At 74.2% G+C, this 15343-nt stretch carries 15 protein-coding genes and 1 riboswitch; of the genes, 6 read left to right on the forward strand and 9 right to left on the reverse strand.

What is annotated here, in order from left to right:
* Nucleotides 1–54: 54 nt before the first annotated feature.
* Genes cobW through MFF61_RS10615 form a run of 4 tightly spaced genes read right to left on the reverse strand, consistent with a single transcriptional unit; the run spans nucleotide 55 to nucleotide 2422 of the window.
* Nucleotides 55–1089 carry a cobalamin biosynthesis protein CobW gene (gene cobW / locus MFF61_RS10600; RefSeq protein WP_238235075.1) on the reverse strand — a complete coding sequence of 345 codons (1035 nt, stop codon included), beginning with the start codon at nucleotides 1087–1089 and terminating at the stop codon, nucleotides 55–57.
* The gene (locus MFF61_RS10605; protein ID WP_238235076.1) at nucleotides 1086–1457 is read right to left on the reverse strand and encodes a DUF1636 family protein; all 372 of its coding nucleotides are present in this window, start codon (nucleotides 1455–1457) and stop codon (nucleotides 1086–1088) included. Before MFF61_RS10605 ends, cobW begins: the two co-directional genes overlap by 4 nt.
* Complete coding sequence (locus MFF61_RS10610) at nucleotides 1454–2197, reverse strand: CbtA family protein (RefSeq protein WP_238235077.1); 744 nt, start codon at nucleotides 2195–2197, stop codon at nucleotides 1454–1456. Before MFF61_RS10610 ends, MFF61_RS10605 begins: the two co-directional genes overlap by 4 nt.
* A 48-nt stretch (nucleotides 2198–2245) precedes the next feature.
* Nucleotides 2246–2422 (reverse strand): CbtB domain-containing protein, encoded by a 177-nt coding sequence (locus tag MFF61_RS10615; protein WP_238235078.1) that lies wholly within the window; start codon nucleotides 2420–2422, stop codon nucleotides 2246–2248.
* Between the two features lie 31 nt (nucleotides 2423–2453).
* Nucleotides 2454–2650, reverse strand: a riboswitch (cobalamin riboswitch).
* A 94-nt stretch (nucleotides 2651–2744) separates the two neighbouring features.
* Between MFF61_RS10615 and cobU the strand changes: the two genes are divergently transcribed.
* Together cobU and cobO are read left to right on the forward strand one after the other, a co-directional pair.
* Entirely contained in the window at nucleotides 2745–3278 is a 534-nt protein-coding gene (cobU, locus tag MFF61_RS10620) for a bifunctional adenosylcobinamide kinase/adenosylcobinamide-phosphate guanylyltransferase (RefSeq protein ID WP_238235079.1), read from the forward strand.
* Between the two features lie 2 nt (nucleotides 3279–3280).
* Nucleotides 3281–3889 (forward strand): cob(I)yrinic acid a,c-diamide adenosyltransferase, encoded by a 609-nt coding sequence (gene cobO / locus MFF61_RS10625; protein WP_238235080.1) that lies wholly within the window; start codon nucleotides 3281–3283, stop codon nucleotides 3887–3889.
* 140 nt (nucleotides 3890–4029) lie between these two features.
* On the opposite strand, the gene MFF61_RS10630 is transcribed toward cobO, so the two are convergent.
* Nucleotides 4030–4908, reverse strand: coding sequence for an outer membrane protein (locus tag MFF61_RS10630; protein ID WP_238235081.1), 879 nt, complete (start codon nucleotides 4906–4908; stop codon nucleotides 4030–4032).
* Between the two features lie 221 nt (nucleotides 4909–5129).
* Between MFF61_RS10630 and MFF61_RS10635 the strand changes: the two genes are divergently transcribed.
* A complete protein-coding gene (locus tag MFF61_RS10635; protein WP_238235082.1) occupies nucleotides 5130–6644 on the forward strand; it encodes a cobyric acid synthase in 1515 nt (504 codons plus the stop codon).
* A 56-nt stretch (nucleotides 6645–6700) separates the two neighbouring features.
* Nucleotides 6701–10225, forward strand: a complete 3525-nt coding sequence (locus MFF61_RS10640; protein ID WP_238235181.1) for a hybrid sensor histidine kinase/response regulator — start codon at nucleotides 6701–6703, stop codon at nucleotides 10223–10225.
* Nucleotides 10226–10270: 45 nt separating this feature from the next.
* Here MFF61_RS10640 and MFF61_RS10645 read toward each other — a convergent pair whose 3' ends face one another.
* Complete coding sequence (locus MFF61_RS10645; protein WP_238235083.1) at nucleotides 10271–10891, reverse strand: LexA family transcriptional regulator; 621 nt, start codon at nucleotides 10889–10891, stop codon at nucleotides 10271–10273.
* Nucleotides 10892–11052: 161 nt separating this feature from the next.
* On the opposite strand from MFF61_RS10645, the gene MFF61_RS10650 reads away from it, so the two are divergent.
* Together MFF61_RS10650 and MFF61_RS10655 are read left to right on the forward strand one after the other, a co-directional pair.
* Nucleotides 11053–11400 (forward strand): DUF952 domain-containing protein, encoded by a 348-nt coding sequence (locus MFF61_RS10650; RefSeq protein WP_238235084.1) that lies wholly within the window; start codon nucleotides 11053–11055, stop codon nucleotides 11398–11400.
* 6 nt (nucleotides 11401–11406) lie between these two features.
* On the forward strand, nucleotides 11407–12486 hold the full coding sequence (locus tag MFF61_RS10655) for a quinone-dependent dihydroorotate dehydrogenase (protein WP_238235085.1): 1080 nt from the start codon (nucleotides 11407–11409) through the stop codon (nucleotides 12484–12486).
* A gap of 164 nt (nucleotides 12487–12650) precedes the next feature.
* Here MFF61_RS10655 and MFF61_RS10660 read toward each other — a convergent pair whose 3' ends face one another.
* From MFF61_RS10660 to MFF61_RS10670, 3 genes are all read right to left on the reverse strand, one after another.
* Nucleotides 12651–13481, reverse strand: coding sequence for a class I SAM-dependent methyltransferase (locus MFF61_RS10660; protein ID WP_238235086.1), 831 nt, complete (start codon nucleotides 13479–13481; stop codon nucleotides 12651–12653).
* Complete coding sequence (locus tag MFF61_RS10665) at nucleotides 13478–14776, reverse strand: MATE family efflux transporter (protein ID WP_238235182.1); 1299 nt, start codon at nucleotides 14774–14776, stop codon at nucleotides 13478–13480. The genes MFF61_RS10660 and MFF61_RS10665 overlap by 4 nt, the downstream gene beginning before the upstream one ends.
* A 68-nt stretch (nucleotides 14777–14844) precedes the next feature.
* A complete protein-coding gene (locus MFF61_RS10670; protein ID WP_238235087.1) occupies nucleotides 14845–15192 on the reverse strand; it encodes a DUF6460 domain-containing protein in 348 nt (115 codons plus the stop codon).
* Between the last annotated feature and the right edge of the window lie 151 nt (nucleotides 15193–15343).

The following is a 15343-nucleotide window of genomic DNA, read 5'->3' on the forward strand; positions in this document are numbered from 1 at the left end:
CGTCCGCCCCGGGACCCCGGCAGAGGGCGTCCCGCCCTCTGCACTCCCGTGATCCTAACCCCTCAGGGCGTCCGCCACCGCATCGCGGTCGAAGCCCTTGAGGCCGATCACCACGAGGCGCCCGTCGCGGTGCTCGCCCGGCCGCCAGGGACGGTCGTAATGGTGCGCCACGCGCCGGCCGACGCCCTGGACCACGAGGCGCATCGGCTTGTCCGCCACGGCGCAGAAGCCCTTGATGCGCAGGACGCCCGGAACCTCCGCGGCCCGCGCCACCCGGGCCGCCAGATCGTCGGGCGAGCCGGCCGCGCGCACCGGCACCGCCGTGCTCTCGAAATCGTCGTGGTCGTGGTCCGCCTCGGTCTCGTGATGCGAGGGACGGGAGGCAAGATCGCTCTCGGCGCCCGCGCTGAGGCCGAGCAGCACCCGCGGGTCGATGGCGCCGTGCGCCGTCTCGACGAGCTTCACGGCCCGCGGCAGGTGGGCCTCCACCTCGGCCCGCACGCGGGCGCGGCTCTCGGCGTCGAGGAGGTCGCCCTTGTTCATCACCACGAGGTCGGCGCAGAGGAGCTGATCTTCAAAAACCTCCTCCAGCGGGTTGTCGTGGTCGACGGACTGGTCGGCGGCGCGCTCGGCGGCGAGCGCCTCGGGATCGTCCGCGAAGGCGCCCGACGCCACCGCCGGCCCGTCCACCACCGCCACCACGCCGTCCACCGTGACCCGCGAGCGGATCGCCGGCCAGTTGAAGGCCTGGACGAGGGGCTTCGGCAGCGCGAGGCCGGAGGTCTCGATCAGGATGTGCTCGGGCGGCTCGGGGCGGTCGAGCAGGCGGTTCAGCGCCGGCACGAAATCGTCCGCGACCGTGCAGCAGATGCAGCCGTTCGGCAGCTCCACCACGGCGTCCTCGTCGCAGCCCGGCACCCCGCAGGAGGCCAGCAGCGAGCCGTCGAAGCCGATGTCGCCGAACTCGTTGACGATGATCGCGAGGCGCCGCCCGTCGTTGTGCTCCACCACGTGGCGCACCAGCGTCGTCTTGCCGGCCCCGAGGAAGCCCGTGACGATCGTGCAGGGAATCTTCTGGAGGATCGTCATGCGGACCTGACCGGTGCGGGAGGGATGCGGGCGACGACGCCCTTGCGGAAGGCGTCCGGGCGCTCGCGCCAGGGCACGAGGCCGTCCGGGGTCGCGGCGTAGCGCGAGATCCCGTCGAGGATGGTGTCGGCCGCGCTCGCCGGGTCGAGGTCCCCGTACACGTAGGTCCAGCGCCCCGGCGAGGCCACCGCCACCGTGCAGGGTCGCTTGCACACCGATAGGCACTCGACGGCCTCGACCGCGACGGGCGTGTCGCGCTCCGCCAGGGCCGCGGTGAGCGCGTCGAGCAGCCGGGCGCCCGCGCGCGGGCCGTCCGGGTCGTCGGTGGCGGCCCGGCAGGTGGTGCAGACGTAGAGGGTGAGGCTCATGCGGCGGCTCCCGCCCGGCTGCGCGCCACCGCCTCCCAGGCCCAGCCGAAGGCGAGCCCGAGCACGGCCCAGAACGCGAAGGAGACCGCGAGCGAGCGGGCGGCGAACTGCGCCGCCATGGTGGCGGGCAGCGCCCCCCCGCCCTCCCCGGCATGCGGCGCCCCCCAGAGGTGCGGCGCCACGATGAGCACGAGGGCGAGCGCGACCGCCAAGGCCCCGCGGCGGGTCGCCAGGAGGTAGAGCCCCGCCCCGGTCGCCAGCGCGGTGGCGACCCACCACGCCTGGCGCAGCTCCAGCGCCTCCCCGCCCATGCCGGGCAGTTCCGGCGGCAGGCCGATGGCGGGCGCGAGGCTCGCGGCGAGGAAGCCGCCCACCGCGAAGCGCAGCGCCTCGCCCGGCGTGATCCGGCGCCCGTCCGCGACCAGGATCGCGCCGAGGAGGAGCGCGTAGCCCACGCCGCTCACCAGCGTGGCGAGTGCCGTGAAGGCGAGGCGCGGCAGGCCGGGGCCGGGCTGCCACTCCTCGCCGGCCGGAGCCGCCTCGGCCGAATGGCCCGAATGGGCGAGGACGATGAGGGACGCGACTTGGTCGGAGGCGCCTTGCGCGTGCGGGGGGCCGCCTTGCTCGTAGCGCTCGGCCCGCAGGATCAGCGGCGAGGTCAGGGCGAATTGCAGCCCCGAGGCGACGCAAGCGGCGAGGAAGCCGGCGACCAGGGCCGCCGACAGCAATCGGATCGTCATGAGGAAACCCTGCGCGGGGCCGCGGCAGCCGGGCGACCCGGCCCGGCGTCAGTGGCAGGGGAAGTTGTGGGCGTGGCGCCAGTCGTGGGCCGCGTTGTGGAGCGCGGAGGCCGGCGCGAACCCGGACACGAACAGCAGCCCGAGGCCGAGGAACCCGGCGACGAGCACCGCGGTCAGCCGCTCGCCGGCCAGCGCGGGGGAAAGGGTACGGGTGATGGCGACCATGACGAACTCCTGCCGCCCCGCCGGCGGCGTCGAGAGGATGCGGGCGACGGCAGGTCTCCTGGCTCGCGGCGTGTCCGCATCCCGCCGCCTTCCCGGATCGCTCCAGTGGCCGAAGGCGGGCGCGCGCCGCTCACAGTTGCGGGGGCAGCCGCGGCTCCCGGAGGCCCTCCTCCGTCCCGCGTTCCCTTTTCACCTCGTCGCCGAGGCACCGTCGGGCGCGACCCTAGCGGCAAGCCCCGGGGCTTGCAACACGCCACCGGGCTTGCAATCGGCGCCCTCCCGCCCGACAGGGGTCGGCGGGCCGGACATTGAGGGGCAGGCGGTGACGCAGGACGGATCGAGGGCGCCGCGGCTCACCCTGGTGCTCGGGGGCGCCCGCTCGGGCAAGAGCGCCTACGCGGAGCGCCTGATTGAGGCGCTGCCCCCGCCCTGGCTCTACGTGGCGACGGCCGAGGCCTGGGACGACGAGATGCGGGCGCGCATCGCCCAGCACCGCGCCCGCCGGCCCGCCGGCTGGGAGACCCGCGAGGCGCCGCGCGACCTCGCCGGCGTGCTCGCCGGCCCCGCGACCGGCCGGCCGGTGCTGGTCGACTGCCTGACGCTGTGGCTCACCAACGTGCTCCTGGCCGAGGTTGATCTCGCCGCCGAGACCGCCGCCCTGATCGAGGCCTGCGCCCGCCATCCCGGCCCGCTGGTGCTGGTCTCGAACGAGGTCGGCCTGGGCATCGTGCCGGACAACGCGCTCGCCCGGCGCTTCCGCGACGAGGCTGGGCGGCTGCACCAGCGCCTCGCGGCCCTGGCCGACCGGGTGGTGCTCACCGTGGCGGGGCTGCCCCTCGTCGTGAAGGGAGACTGACGATGGAGACCGACGAGGAGGCCGCGCGCCACCGCGCCCGGATGGCCAAGCGCAAGGCCGTGCAGGATGCGGAGGTGGCGGGCAAGACGATCGAGAAGGGCCTGCTCATCGTCCATACCGGCCCGGGCAAGGGCAAGTCGACGGCGGCCTTCGGGCTGATGCTGCGGGCGCTCGGCCGCGGCTGGCGCGTCGGCGTGGTGCAGTTCATCAAGGGCGCCTGGGAGACCGGCGAGCGCTTCGCCCTCGACCGCTTCGGCGATCAGATGGTCTGGCACACGATGGGCGAGGGCTTCACCTGGGAGACGCAGGACCGCGCCCGCGACGTGGCGGCGGCGCGCGCGGCCTGGGACCAGGCCCGGCGCCTGATGGACGACCCCGGCCTGCGCCTCGTGATTCTCGACGAACTCAACATCGCGCTGCGCTACGACTACCTGCCGCGCGACGAGGTGGTCGCGACGCTGCAGGCCCGCCGCCCGGATCTCCACGTCGTGGTCACGGGCCGCAACGCCAAGCCGGAGCTGATCGCTGCCGCCGACCTCGTCACCGAGATGACGCTGGTCAAGCATCACTTCGCGGCTGGCGTGAAGGCCCAGGAGGGCATCGAGTTCTGATCGCCCCGGCATCGCGTGCGGCCCGAACGAATTCGGGGCCGGACAGCCCTGCCGTCCGGCCCCGATGAGAAGGGCGAGGGTGGTGCGACCGGCCAGGACCCCGATACCGGGTGCCCGTGCGGTCCCGCCCCGAGGCGGCGTCAGAGCCCGCCGAACTTGTAGGTGAAGCCCGCGCGCACGAGGTTGCCCTCGGTGGTGAAGCGCGAGGTGTAGGAGCCGCGCGGGTTGGCGGCCGCCCCGGGCAGCACGAGGCCGACGTTGTTCACGAACACGTTCCGGCTGCCGAGGTCGTAGCGCAGGTATTCCGCCTTGAGGGTCACCGCCTCGGACTTGATGCCCAGCAGGCCCAGCACGTTGAAGCGGGCCAGGAAGCTGTCGGTCGGGATCGCGTACTCGATGCCGCCGCCATAGGCGAAGCCGGTCTGCAGGTCGTTGAAGCGGCCCGCATAGGCGAGCGGGTTGCCGGCGGCATTGCTGAAGAAGCTCGCCGCATACTCCACGTTGCCGTAGGCGAAGCCGCCCATTCCGTAGACGAGGAAGCGGTCGAAGGCGTAGCCGACCCGACCCGTCACCGTGCCGAGCCAGTCGAGGCTCTGCTGGTAGAGGCTGGGATCGTTGAGCGCCGAGAAGAACACGGTGCGCTTGCTGAGATCGGTCCAGGCCCAGTCGGTCTGGATGCCGACCACGAAGCCGCTGCCCGGCGTGAACTGATAGTTGTAGCCGAACCCGCCGCCGATATTGGCGAGGCCGTCGGTCTCGTTGAACACGACCGCGGGGCGCCGGCCCGTGGCGACGTTGGCGATGGTGTTCGTCGGCGCGAGGTCGTTGCCGCGCGTGGTGATGCGCTGCCGGTCGGTGAAGGCATAATTCGTGTGGAGCCCGGCGTAGAAGCCGGTCCAGGTGAAGACCGGCACCGGCGTGAAGACCGGCGGAGCGGCACGGACCGGCAGGTCGGCGGCGAGCGCCGTTCCGGCGAGGAGTGCCGTGGCGGCACCGGTGAGAGCGAGCGTCTTGAGCATCGGGGCCTGCCTGTTGCGACGGCGAGATTGCCACAATGTATAGCAACGCTTGGGCGTCTCCTATGGCAGCTTTGCCACTGTTCGGCCCAATCTGCGGCTGCGGTTGCGCCCGCTGCACGCGGTGCTAAGCGTCGGGCGCCCGATTCCCCCGACCCGGCCTTACACCTCATGCCCCACCCGCGAGACACGCGACGGCCGGACGCTCCCCCGGTGCGCCGCCGATGACCCCGCGCGCCCTGATGATCCAGGGCACCGGCTCGGATGTCGGCAAGTCCCTGATCGTCGCCGGCCTCGCCCGCGCCTTCGCGCGGCGCGGCCTGCGCGTGCGTCCGTTCAAGCCCCAGAACATGTCGAACAACGCCGCCGTCACGCCGGACGGGGGCGAGATCGGGCGGGCGCAGGCCCTCCAGGCGCGGGCGGCGGGCGTCGCGCCCTCGGTCCACATGAACCCGGTGCTGCTCAAGCCGCAGAGCGAGATCGGCGCGCAGGTCGTGGTGCAGGGCCGGATGGCCGGGACCGCCCGGGCGCGGGAGTACCAGGCCTGGAAGCCGCGGCTGATGGGTGCCGTCCTCGACAGCTTCGCGCGGCTCTCCGCCGAGGCCGACCTCGTGCTGGTCGAGGGCGCGGGCTCGGCCTCCGAGGTCAACCTGCGGGCCGGCGACATCGCCAATATGGGGTTTGCCCGCGCGAGCCTCACGCCGGTGGTGCTGCTCGGCGACATCGACCGCGGCGGCGTGATCGCGAGCCTCGTGGGGACCCGCGCGGTGCTCGATCCGCAGGATGCCGCGCTGGTGCGCGGCTTCCTCGTCAACCGCTTCCGCGGCGATCCGAGCCTGTTTGCCGAGGGGATGGAGCTGATCGCGGCGCGCACCGGCTGGCCTTCGCTCGGCCTCGTGCCGCATTTCCCCGAGGCGGCGCGGCTGCCCGCCGAGGACGTGCTGGGCCTGCGCGGCGCCGAGCGGCCGGGCGGCCGCGTGGTGGCGGTGCCGGTGCTGCCGCGCATCGCCAATTTCGACGACCTCGATCCCCTGCGGGCGGAGCCGGGGGTGAGCGTGGTGCTGGTGGAGCCGGGCACGCCGCTCCCGGCCGCGGCCGACCTCGTGCTCCTGCCCGGCTCGAAGACCACCATCCCGGATCTGCACTTCCTGCGCGCGCAGGGCTGGGACATCGACCTCAAGGCGCATGTGCGCCGGGGCGGCCGGGTGCTGGGGCTCTGCGGCGGCTACCAGATGCTCGGCACCCGCCTATCCGACCCGCACGGCATCGAGGGGGAGCCGGGCGAGGTCGAGGGCCTCGGCCTCCTCGACGTCGCCACCGTGATGACGCCGGACAAGCGCCTCGCCGCGGTGACGGGCACGAGCCTGCCGGAGGGCACGCCGTTCCGCGGCTACGAGATGCATATCGGCGAGACCGCGGGGCCCGACGCCGCCCGCCCGCTCCTGCGCCTCGCGGACGGGCGCCCGGACGGAGCCGTCTCGCCCGACGGGCGGGTCTGCGGCACCTACGTGCACGGCCTGTTCGCGGACGACCGCCAGCGGGCGCTGTGGCTCGCGCGCCTGGGGGCCGCCCCCGGCGGGGAGGCCTACGAGGCCGGCATCGAGGCGGTGCTCGACCGCTTGGCCGACCATCTGGAGCGGCACGTGGCGTGCGACCGGCTACTCGCCATCGCCCGGGAGGGCGCGGTCCCGGACGGCGGCTCCCCGGCCGCGATGGCGCTCCCGTCCGGTTCGGGCTAAGACTCCGCAGAATCTGGACAAACCGGGCGGATCGGCCCGGAGGGCGGATGGCGCCGATGATCGCGGGCTGGGTGGTGGTGCTGACGGCGCTCCTCTACATCTGCGCCCTGTTCGCGGTGGCGCATTGGGGCGACGTGTCCGGGCGCCGGCTGATGCGCGACGAGCGGGTGCGCCCGACCATCTACGCGCTCTCGCTGGCGGTCTACTGCACCTCCTGGACCTTCTTCGGCTCGGTGGGGCTCGCCAGCCATTCGGGCCTGGACTTCCTCACCATCTATGTCGGCCCGGTGCTGGTGATCGGCTTCGGGCACCGCCTCGTCGCGCAGGTGGTGCGGGTGGCCAAGGCGCAGAACTCCACCTCCATCGCCGACTTCGTGGCCGCCCGCTACGGCAAGAGCGAGCGCATCGCCGCCCTCGTGTGCCTCATCGCGATCGTGGGCGCGATCCCCTACATCGCCCTGCAATTGCGGGCGGTGGCGGCGTCGCTGCAGGTCTTCCTCCAGGCCACCGAGGGGGGCACCGGCGGGCTCTCCTCCGCGATGGTGGGCGATCTCGGCCTCGTCACCGCGCTGGTGCTGGCGGGCTTCGCGGTGGCCTTCGGCACCCGGCACGCCGACGCCACCGAGCACCAGGACGGGCTCACCCTGGCGATCGCCCTCGAATCGCTCGTCAAGCTCCTGGCCTTCCTGGTGGTCGGGGGCTTCGTGGTCGGCTGGGTGCTGCGCGACGCGCCGCGGCTCACCCCCGAGGCGCTGCTGGCCGGCTCCGCCGCCCTGGCGCAGGAGACCTCCGGCCCGGCGACGCTCCTCGTCCAGACGCTGCTCGCCGCCTGCGCGGTGCTGCTGCTGCCGCGCCAGTTCCACATGGCGGTGGTGGAGAACCGGGCGGTGGAGGATGTCGGCCGCGCCGCCTGGACCTTCCCGCTCTACCTCGTGCTCATCAACCTGTTCGTGGTTCCGCTCGCGGTGGCGGGCCTCGCGCTGTTCCCGGACGGGGTGCTCGCCCGCGACATGACCGTGCTCGCCCTGCCCCTGTCGGAGCGGGCGGACGGGGTCGCGCTCGTCGCCTTCGTGGGCGGTCTCTCGGCGGCCACCGCGATGGTGATCGTCGAGTCGGTGGCGGTCGCCATCATGATCTCGAACCACCTCGTGATCCCGGTGGTGCTGCGCCGCCGCCCGGGGGGCAACGGCGCCTCGCATCTCGGCGGCGTGGTCCTGGCGGTGCGCCGGGTGGCGATCGTGGTCGTCGTGCTGGCGGCCTACGCCTATTCGCGGATCGCCGGCACCGCGGCGCTGGCCTCGATCGGCCTCCTGTCCTTCGCGGCGGTGGCGCAGATCGCCCCCGCCTTCCTGGGCGGATTGCTGTGGCGGCGCGGCACCGGGCTCGGCGCGGTGGCCGGGCTCGTCGCCGGCACCGCGGTCTGGGTCTACACGCTGCTCCTGCCGAGCCTGATCACCGAGGCGGGCGGCACCTGGGGGGCGAGCCTCATGAGCGACGGTCCCTTCGGGATCGCGGCGCTCAGCCCCACGGCGCTGATGGGCGTCGACGACCTGCCGCGCCTCGTGCACGGCACGCTCTGGAGCCTCGGGCTCAACACCCTGGCCTATGTCGTCTTCTCGCTGGTGCGGCCGCCCACCGCCATCGAGCGGCTGCAGGCGGAGGCCTTCGGGCACGAGGCCGGCACCGGCGCCCCGACCTTCCGGCTCATCGGCAGCACGCTCACGGTGGCGGAGCTGCGCGCCGCGGTCGCCCGCTTCCTCGGCGAGGAGCGGGCCACCCGGGCGCTGGAGGAATTCGCGGCCCGCAGCGGGCGCCCCGCCCTGAGGCCCGACGCGGTGGCGGGCCTGCCGGAGCTGCGCCATGCCGAGCATCTGCTGGCCTCGGCGATCGGCGCGGCCTCGGCCCGCCTCGCGCTCTCGCTGCTGCTCGGGCGGCGCAACGTCTCGCCCCGGGCGGCGCTGCGGCTCCTCGACGACGCCTCGGCGGCCTTCCAGTACAGCCGCGACCTGCTCCAGCAAGGGCTCGACCACGCGGGCCAGGGCATCACGGTCTTCGACCGGGACATGACGCTGATCGCCTGGAACCGCGCCTTCGCGGACCTCTACGACCTGCCGCCGGAGATGATCCGCACCGGCACGACGCTCGACGAGATCGTGCGCTTCAACGCCGCGCGCGGCGCCTACGGGGAGCGCGACCCGGACGACCTCGTGCGCGAGCGCATCGCCGCCTTCCGGGAGGAGACCGGGCCGCGGCGCCTGCGCCTGCATCCCCGCGGCCGGGTGATCGAGATCCGCGCCAATCCCCTGCCGAACGGCGGCGTGGTGGCGACCTACACGGACGTCACCGACGCGGTCGCCGCCGAGGAGGCGCGCACCCGCCTCAACGAGGAGCTGGAGCGCCGGGTGCGGGAGCGGACCGAGGAACTGACCCGCCTCAACCAGGCGCTGACCCGCGCCAAGGCCGAGGCCGACGAGGCCAATGCGGGCAAGACCCGCTTCCTCGCGGCGGCGAGCCACGACATCCTCCAGCCGCTCAACGCCGCGCGCCTCTACGCCACCGCCCTCGTCGAGCGCGACCGCGCGGGCGATCCGACGCTGGCCGAGAACGTCGACGCCTCCCTCGACGCGGTGGAGGAGATCCTCACCACCCTCCTCGACATCTCGCGCCTCGATACCGGCGCCCTCAAGCCGCAATTCTCGAATTTCGGCGTCGCCGAGCTGCTGCGCCAGATCCGCCGCGAGTTCGAGCCGATGGCCCGGGAGAAGGGCCTCGTCCTCACGGTGATGCCCTGTTCGCTCGCGATCCGCTCGGACCGCCCGCTGCTGCGGCGGCTGCTGCAGAACCTCGTGTCGAACGCCATCAAGTACACCCCGTCCGGCCGGATCCTGGTGGGCGCGCGGCGCAGGCGCGACCACCTCGTCCTGATGGTCTGCGACACCGGGCTCGGCATCCCGGCCTCGAAGCAGAAGCTGGTGTTCCAGGAATTCCAGCGCCTCGACCAGGGCGCCAAGGTGGCGCGCGGGCTCGGGCTCGGCCTGTCGATCGTCGAGCGGGCCGCCCGGCTCCTCGACCATCCGGTCGCCCTCGCCTCGCAGCCGGGCCGCGGCTCGGTCTTCTCGGTCACGGTGCCGCTCGCCCCGGTCCGGCCGGTGGCGGAGGCAGCGGGCGAGGCGCCGCGCCCGCCCGCGGTGGCGCTCGCCGGCTTGTCGGTGTTCTGCATCGACAACGAGCCGGCCATCGTCGGCGGCATGGCGCGGCTCCTGGCGAGCTGGGGCTGCACCGTGCACACGGCCGGCTCCTTCGGCGAGGCGGTGAGCCGGGTGCTCGGCGAGGGCCTGCGGCCGGACGTGCTCGTGGCCGATTACCACCTCGACGAGGGCAACGGCCTCGACCTGATCGCCTCCCTGCGCGCCGCGCTCGCCGCCGACATCCCGGCGGTGCTGCTCACCGCCGACCGCTCGCCGCCGGTGCGCGAGACCGCGCAGGCCCAGCGCGTCCAGGTGCTGCCCAAGCCCCTCAAGCCCGCCGCCCTGCGGGCGCTGCTGACGCAGTGGCGCGCCACGCGGGTGGCGGCGGAGTGATGCGGAGCGCCCCCGGTCGGCCTCGCTCCGCAAGCGGGTCCCGGCTCAGTGCCGCACCCACATCACGCGGGCCATCCACCGGATCTCGGCCGCCGGGATGACGCGCTCCGGCTCGCCCGGGGCGATCGGCGCGAGTTCGGCCGCCCGGGCGGTGCGGCGCTTCAGGTTCGCCGCGACGAGGCCACTGTCGAGGCACGCCACCACCCGGTCCCCCTTGCGCAGGCTCGCCCCGGCGCTGACCACCAGCACGTCGCCGTCGCGGTAATGCGGCCGCAGGCCCCCGCCCTGGATCTCGATGGCGAAGCAGCGCTGCGCCCCGAGGTCGGGAAAGTCCATCTCCTCCCGGTCCGCCCCGGCCGGCAGCCCGTCCGGCCCGATCCAGCGATCCGCCTCGCGGCTGCGGATCAGCGGCAGCATCGCGCGTGCGCGCACCGATTGCGGATCGACCAAGTGCACGAACTCGTCGAGGCTCGCCCCGGTCGCCGCGAGGATCTTGGCCAGCGACTCGGTCGAAGGCCAGCGCTTGCGCCCGTCCGGCGTCACCCGCTTGGATCGGTTGAAGCTCGTGGCGTCCAGCCCGGCGCGGCGCGCGAGGCCCGACGCGGTGAGCCCGTGCCTGTGCGCCAGGTGATCGATGGCGGACCAGATCCGCTCGTGTGACAGCATGGCCGGAAGATCCACCGGCGGAGCCCCGATCGATCGGAACGATCCCGCGCGACGGGCCCGAGGCGTGAACTTTACCGCAGGTCACCAGAATGGCAACGCCGTTGCGGCGGCGGTCCCGGACCGGTATGCCGCCGGCCTCGACCGAACGCCGGAGCATGCCGATGACGCTGGTCTACAAGATCGCCTCCGCGCCGGCGTGGCGGGAGGCCGAGGCGGCCGGCCAGTTCCTCGGCGCGCCGGTGGACCTCGCGGACGGGTTCATCCACTTCTCCACCGCCGCGCAGGTGCGCGAGACGGCGGCCAAGCACTTCGCCGGTGCCCGCGACCTCGTGCTGGTGGCGGTCGAGGCGGAGGCGCTCGGCGCGGCGTTGCGCTACGAGCCCTCGCGCGGCGGCGCGCTGTTCCCGCACCTCTACGGCCCGCTGCCGATGAGCGCGGTGCGCCGCGTCGTCCCCCTCCCCCTCGGCCCCGACGGCGCCCACGCCTTTCCGTCCTCCCTCGACCCCTGATCCGCCGTGCTCGCGCAGCTCTTCCCCCTCGCCCGCCCGCTTCTCCACGCCCTCGACGCCGAGACGGCGCACCGGCTCACCATCCGGGGCCTCGCCCTCCTGCCCGGCGGCGCGCCGCCGGCGGACGATCCGGCCCTCGCCGTGGAGGTGTTCGGCCGGCGCTTTCCCAATCCGGTCGGCCTCGCGGCCGGGTTCGACAAGGGGGCGGAGGTGCCCGACGCGCTCCTCGCGCTCGGCTTCGGCTTCGTTGAGGTCGGCGGCGTGGTGCCGCGGCCCCAGCCCGGCAACCCGCGGCCGCGCGTCTTCCGGCTCACCGGCGACCGGGCGGTGATCAACCGCTTCGGCCTCAACAGCGACGGGCTGCCGGTGGTGAGCGCGCGCCTGGCCGCCCGCCGCGGCCGGCCAGGGATCGTCGGCGCCAATATCGGGGCGAACAAGGAGTCGCAGGACCGGATCGCCGATTACGTTGCCTGCACCCGGGCGCTGGCGGGCCTCGTCGATTTCGTGACCGTGAACGTCTCCTCGCCCAACACTCCCGGCCTGCGCGACCTTCAGGGCGAGGCCTTCCTCGACGACCTGCTCGCGCGCGTGGTGGAGGCGCGCGACGCCGGCGTCGCCGAGCGGCGCGCCGCCGTGCTCCTCAAGATCGCCCCCGACATCGGCCTCGACGCCCTTGATGCCATCGCGGCGACGGCGCTGCGGCGGGGCGTCGACGCCCTCGTCGTCTCGAACACCACGGTGGCCCGGCCCGCGGGCCTCACCGAGACGGCGCTCGCGCGCGAGACCGGCGGCCTCTCGGGCCGGCCGCTGTTCTCGCCCTCGACGCGGCTCCTCGCCGAGACCTTCCTGCGCGTCGGCGCCCGGCTTCCGCTCGTCGGGGTCGGCGGCATCGATTCGGCCGAGGCCGCCTGGATCAAGATCCGGGCCGGCGCCAGCCTCGTGCAGCTCTACTCGGCCCTGGTCTATGCCGGACCCGGGCTCGTCCGGGAGATCAAGGCGGGCCTGGCGGAGCGTCTGCGGCGCGAGGGCGTGTCCCTCTCCCGGCTCGTGGGCCGCGACGCGGCCGACCTCGCGCGCACGGCCTGACCCGGCTCATGCCACGGGCCCCGGACGCTGACCCATCGATCTCGATCGCGGGCAAGCCCGGGATCGACGGGGCCGTCGGGACATCTCGATTGTTCGACGCCAGATCAGAGATTTGACGAAGAGTCGGGAGCCGAACCGGCGGTCATCGACACTGACCGCCGGTATCACAGGTCCGGGTTGGTCGGCTCCGTGCGCCGGCCGACCACCGTGTAGAAGCGGTGCCAGCCGCCCGCCAGGCGCTGGCGGTGGACGCTCACCCGCGTCTCGCCGAAGCCGAGGATGCGCAGGAACTCCCGCAGGGTCTCGGGCGCGACCACCCACCATGTGCCGAAGCGGGCGCGGTCGGCGGCGCGCGGCACGAGGTACATCCCGCGCGCCAGCCGGCCCGGCAGGTAGGGCAGGAGGTGGAAGCGCCGGGGCAGGAACTCGGTGACGACGAGGCTCTCCCGCGTGAGCTGGGCGGCCGCGTGCAGCGCCCGGAACGGATCGCGCAGCCGCATCAGGGCGGTCTCGAACACCGCGATATCGAGCGGCGCCACCGCCCGCGGGATCGCGTAGGGCGAGCCCTGCACGACGCGCGCCCGCGAGCCCAGGGCCGCGTGGCTGAGCCAGTAGGCGTCGGCGATCCGCCCGTGGTGCTCCTCCACCGGCGGGTCGACGAGGCTGCGCACCACGCCCGGGAAGGGCACGATGTCCCAGGACGCCCCCCGGTCGAGGGGCAGCGAGGTCACGCGGGCGCCCGCCCGCTCCATCGCGAAGCTGAGAAAGCCGCTGCCCGTCCCGATGTCGAGGACGCGCTTGCCCGCGACGTCGACCTCGCCGATGAAGGCGCGCCACGTCGCGCGCATGTCCCAGGGGCCGGCCACCGGGCCGTAGCCGGGCAGGTCGACCGCATGGGTGAAGTGGCAGGCGGCGAGATCCGTCACGGTCCGCGGCGCGACGAAGGCCTCCTCCGCCGGCGCGGGCGGCTCCAGCCGCGCGGGCGCCCCGCTCACGGCGCCGCCCCGGCGGCCGAGGGGCCGAGTCGCGCCTGCGGAAAGGCCTCGCGCGCGAGCCGCGGGTAGAGCAGCGCCTGCCCCAGGCCGCGCGCGCCGAGAAACACCAGGATCGCCAGCCACAGGCCGGTATTGCCGAGGCCGTGCACCGCCACGAGCACCGCGAGGTAGGCGGCGAGGGCGGCGAGCATCAGGTTGCGCATCGCCCTGGTCCAGGTCGCCCCGATATAGATGCCGTCGAACGCGAAGGCGCAGGCGGCGACGACCGGGGTGAGGGCCGCGAAGGGCAGGAACTGACGGGCGACCGCGCGCACCTCCGGGTTGGTGGTGATCGCGTCGATGAAGCGGTCGCCGCCGGCGAGGAAGAGCAGCGAGACCGCGAGGCCGAAGCCCACGCACCACGCCACCGCGTAGCGCACCGCGCGCCGGAACGTCGCCTCGTCGCGCGCCCCGAGCGCCTGCCCGCACAGCACCTCGGCCGCGGTGGCGAAGCCGTCGAGGAAGAAGCTGCCGACGAGGAAGAGGTTCTGCAGCACCGCGTTCGCCGCGAGCGTCAGGTCGCCGGCCCGCGCCCCGAGCGCCGAGAAGGTGCCGAGCGCGACGATGAGCGCCACCGTGCGCACCATCACGTCGCCGTTGACGGCCAGCATCCGCACGAGCCCGGCGCGCTCCAGCACCTCGGCGCGCGCGACCCGCCAGGGCCGGGCGCCGAGGCGGCGCAGCACGAGGAGGCCGAGGACGAATCCGACCCCCTCCGCCAGCACGGCGGCCAGCGCGGCGCCCGCCACCCCGAGGTCGAGGCCGAGCACGAACCAGACCGTCAGGGCGATGTTGGCGAGGTTCATCGCCACCTGGAGCGCGAGGCCGAGGTCGGTGCGCCCGCGCCCGAGCGTGGAGCCGAGCACCGCGTAGTTCGCCAGCGTGAACGGCGCGGCGAAGATGCGGATGCCGAAATAGGTCGCGAGCGCCGCAGTAACGGCCGGGCTCGCGCCGGCGAGCGCGAAGGCGGCGGCCCCCAGCGGCGCCTGCAGCACGACGAGGAGGAGGCCCACCGCCAGCGCCACCGCGAGCGCGCGGGCGAGCGCCCGGTCGACCTCGGCGGCATCCCCCGCCCCGGCCGCCTGCGCGGTGAGGCCCGCGGTCGCCATGCGCAGCGCGCCGAAGGTCCAGAACAGGTAGTCGAAGATCACGGCGCCGAGCGCCAGCGCCCCGAGCAGGGCCGCGTCGCCGAGCCGGCCGATCGCCGCCGCCCCGACGATGCCGAGCAGCGGCGTCGTCACGTTGGCGAGCGTCATCGGCAGGGCGAGAGCCAGCACGCGGCGGTTCGTCACCGCCGGTGCGGCGGAGCGCCGCGCCGTCACGCCTAGCGACCGCCCGAGAGGAGGCGCGAGAGGAACCACAGCGGCACCACCACCACGGCGCCGGCCAAGAGCCATGTCCCGGCATCGTGGAAGGTGGCGAAGCCGAGATCGGCGAGCGCCCGCACGGTCTCGAAGGCGTGCCGGTAGAGGGCGTGCGGCGTGATGCCGAGCATCGCCATGCCGGCGCCGACGAGGAGCGACAGGAAGACGAGCTTCACCAGTACCGTGCCGGGCGAGCCGCCAAGGAAGCGGCGCAGGTCCGAGCCGGCCCGGCGGGCGCCGCGCTCCTCGTAGCCGCCGTGCGGGTCGTGCGGCCGGCCGGGGGGCATGGAGAATCTCGGGTCGCTCATCGGCTCCTCGCACGGGACCTGCGGTGCGTCGGGTGCGCCGGCCGGGGTCCGGCTGCGGCGCACCGCACACACTCGCGCGCAAAATGCGCATTCGGCGCGTTACGTGGCCTCGCGCCGCGTCGTAAAGATGGCAAGCTCGCGTGCCGTCCGC

Origin of the sequence: Methylobacterium isbiliense (genome assembly GCF_022179325.1) — a bacterium.
Classification (GTDB): domain Bacteria; phylum Pseudomonadota; class Alphaproteobacteria; order Rhizobiales; family Beijerinckiaceae; genus Methylobacterium; species Methylobacterium isbiliense.

Excerpts from the sequence above, each read along its gene's own strand:
- cobW (WP_238235075.1), bottom strand. The coding sequence starts at position 1,089 with ATGACGATCCTCCAGAAGATTCCCTGCACGATCGTCACGGGCTTCCTC.
- MFF61_RS10605 (WP_238235076.1), bottom strand. The coding sequence starts at position 1,457 with ATGAGCCTCACCCTCTACGTCTGCACCACCTGCCGGGCCGCCACCGAC.
- MFF61_RS10610 (WP_238235077.1), bottom strand. The coding sequence starts at position 2,197 with ATGACGATCCGATTGCTGTCGGCGGCCCTGGTCGCCGGCTTCCTCGCC.
- MFF61_RS10615 (WP_238235078.1), bottom strand. The coding sequence starts at position 2,422 with ATGGTCGCCATCACCCGTACCCTTTCCCCCGCGCTGGCCGGCGAGCGG.
- cobO (WP_238235080.1), top strand. The coding sequence starts at position 3,281 with ATGGAGACCGACGAGGAGGCCGCGCGCCACCGCGCCCGGATGGCCAAG.
- MFF61_RS10630 (WP_238235081.1), bottom strand. The coding sequence starts at position 4,908 with ATGCTCAAGACGCTCGCTCTCACCGGTGCCGCCACGGCACTCCTCGCC.
- MFF61_RS10635 (WP_238235082.1), top strand. The coding sequence starts at position 5,130 with ATGACCCCGCGCGCCCTGATGATCCAGGGCACCGGCTCGGATGTCGGC.
- MFF61_RS10640 (WP_238235181.1), top strand. The coding sequence starts at position 6,701 with ATGATCGCGGGCTGGGTGGTGGTGCTGACGGCGCTCCTCTACATCTGC.
- MFF61_RS10645 (WP_238235083.1), bottom strand. The coding sequence starts at position 10,891 with ATGCTGTCACACGAGCGGATCTGGTCCGCCATCGATCACCTGGCGCAC.
- MFF61_RS10650 (WP_238235084.1), top strand. The coding sequence starts at position 11,053 with ATGACGCTGGTCTACAAGATCGCCTCCGCGCCGGCGTGGCGGGAGGCC.
- MFF61_RS10665 (WP_238235182.1), bottom strand. The coding sequence starts at position 14,776 with ATGACGCTCGCCAACGTGACGACGCCGCTGCTCGGCATCGTCGGGGCG.
- MFF61_RS10670 (WP_238235087.1), bottom strand. The coding sequence starts at position 15,192 with ATGAGCGACCCGAGATTCTCCATGCCCCCCGGCCGGCCGCACGACCCG.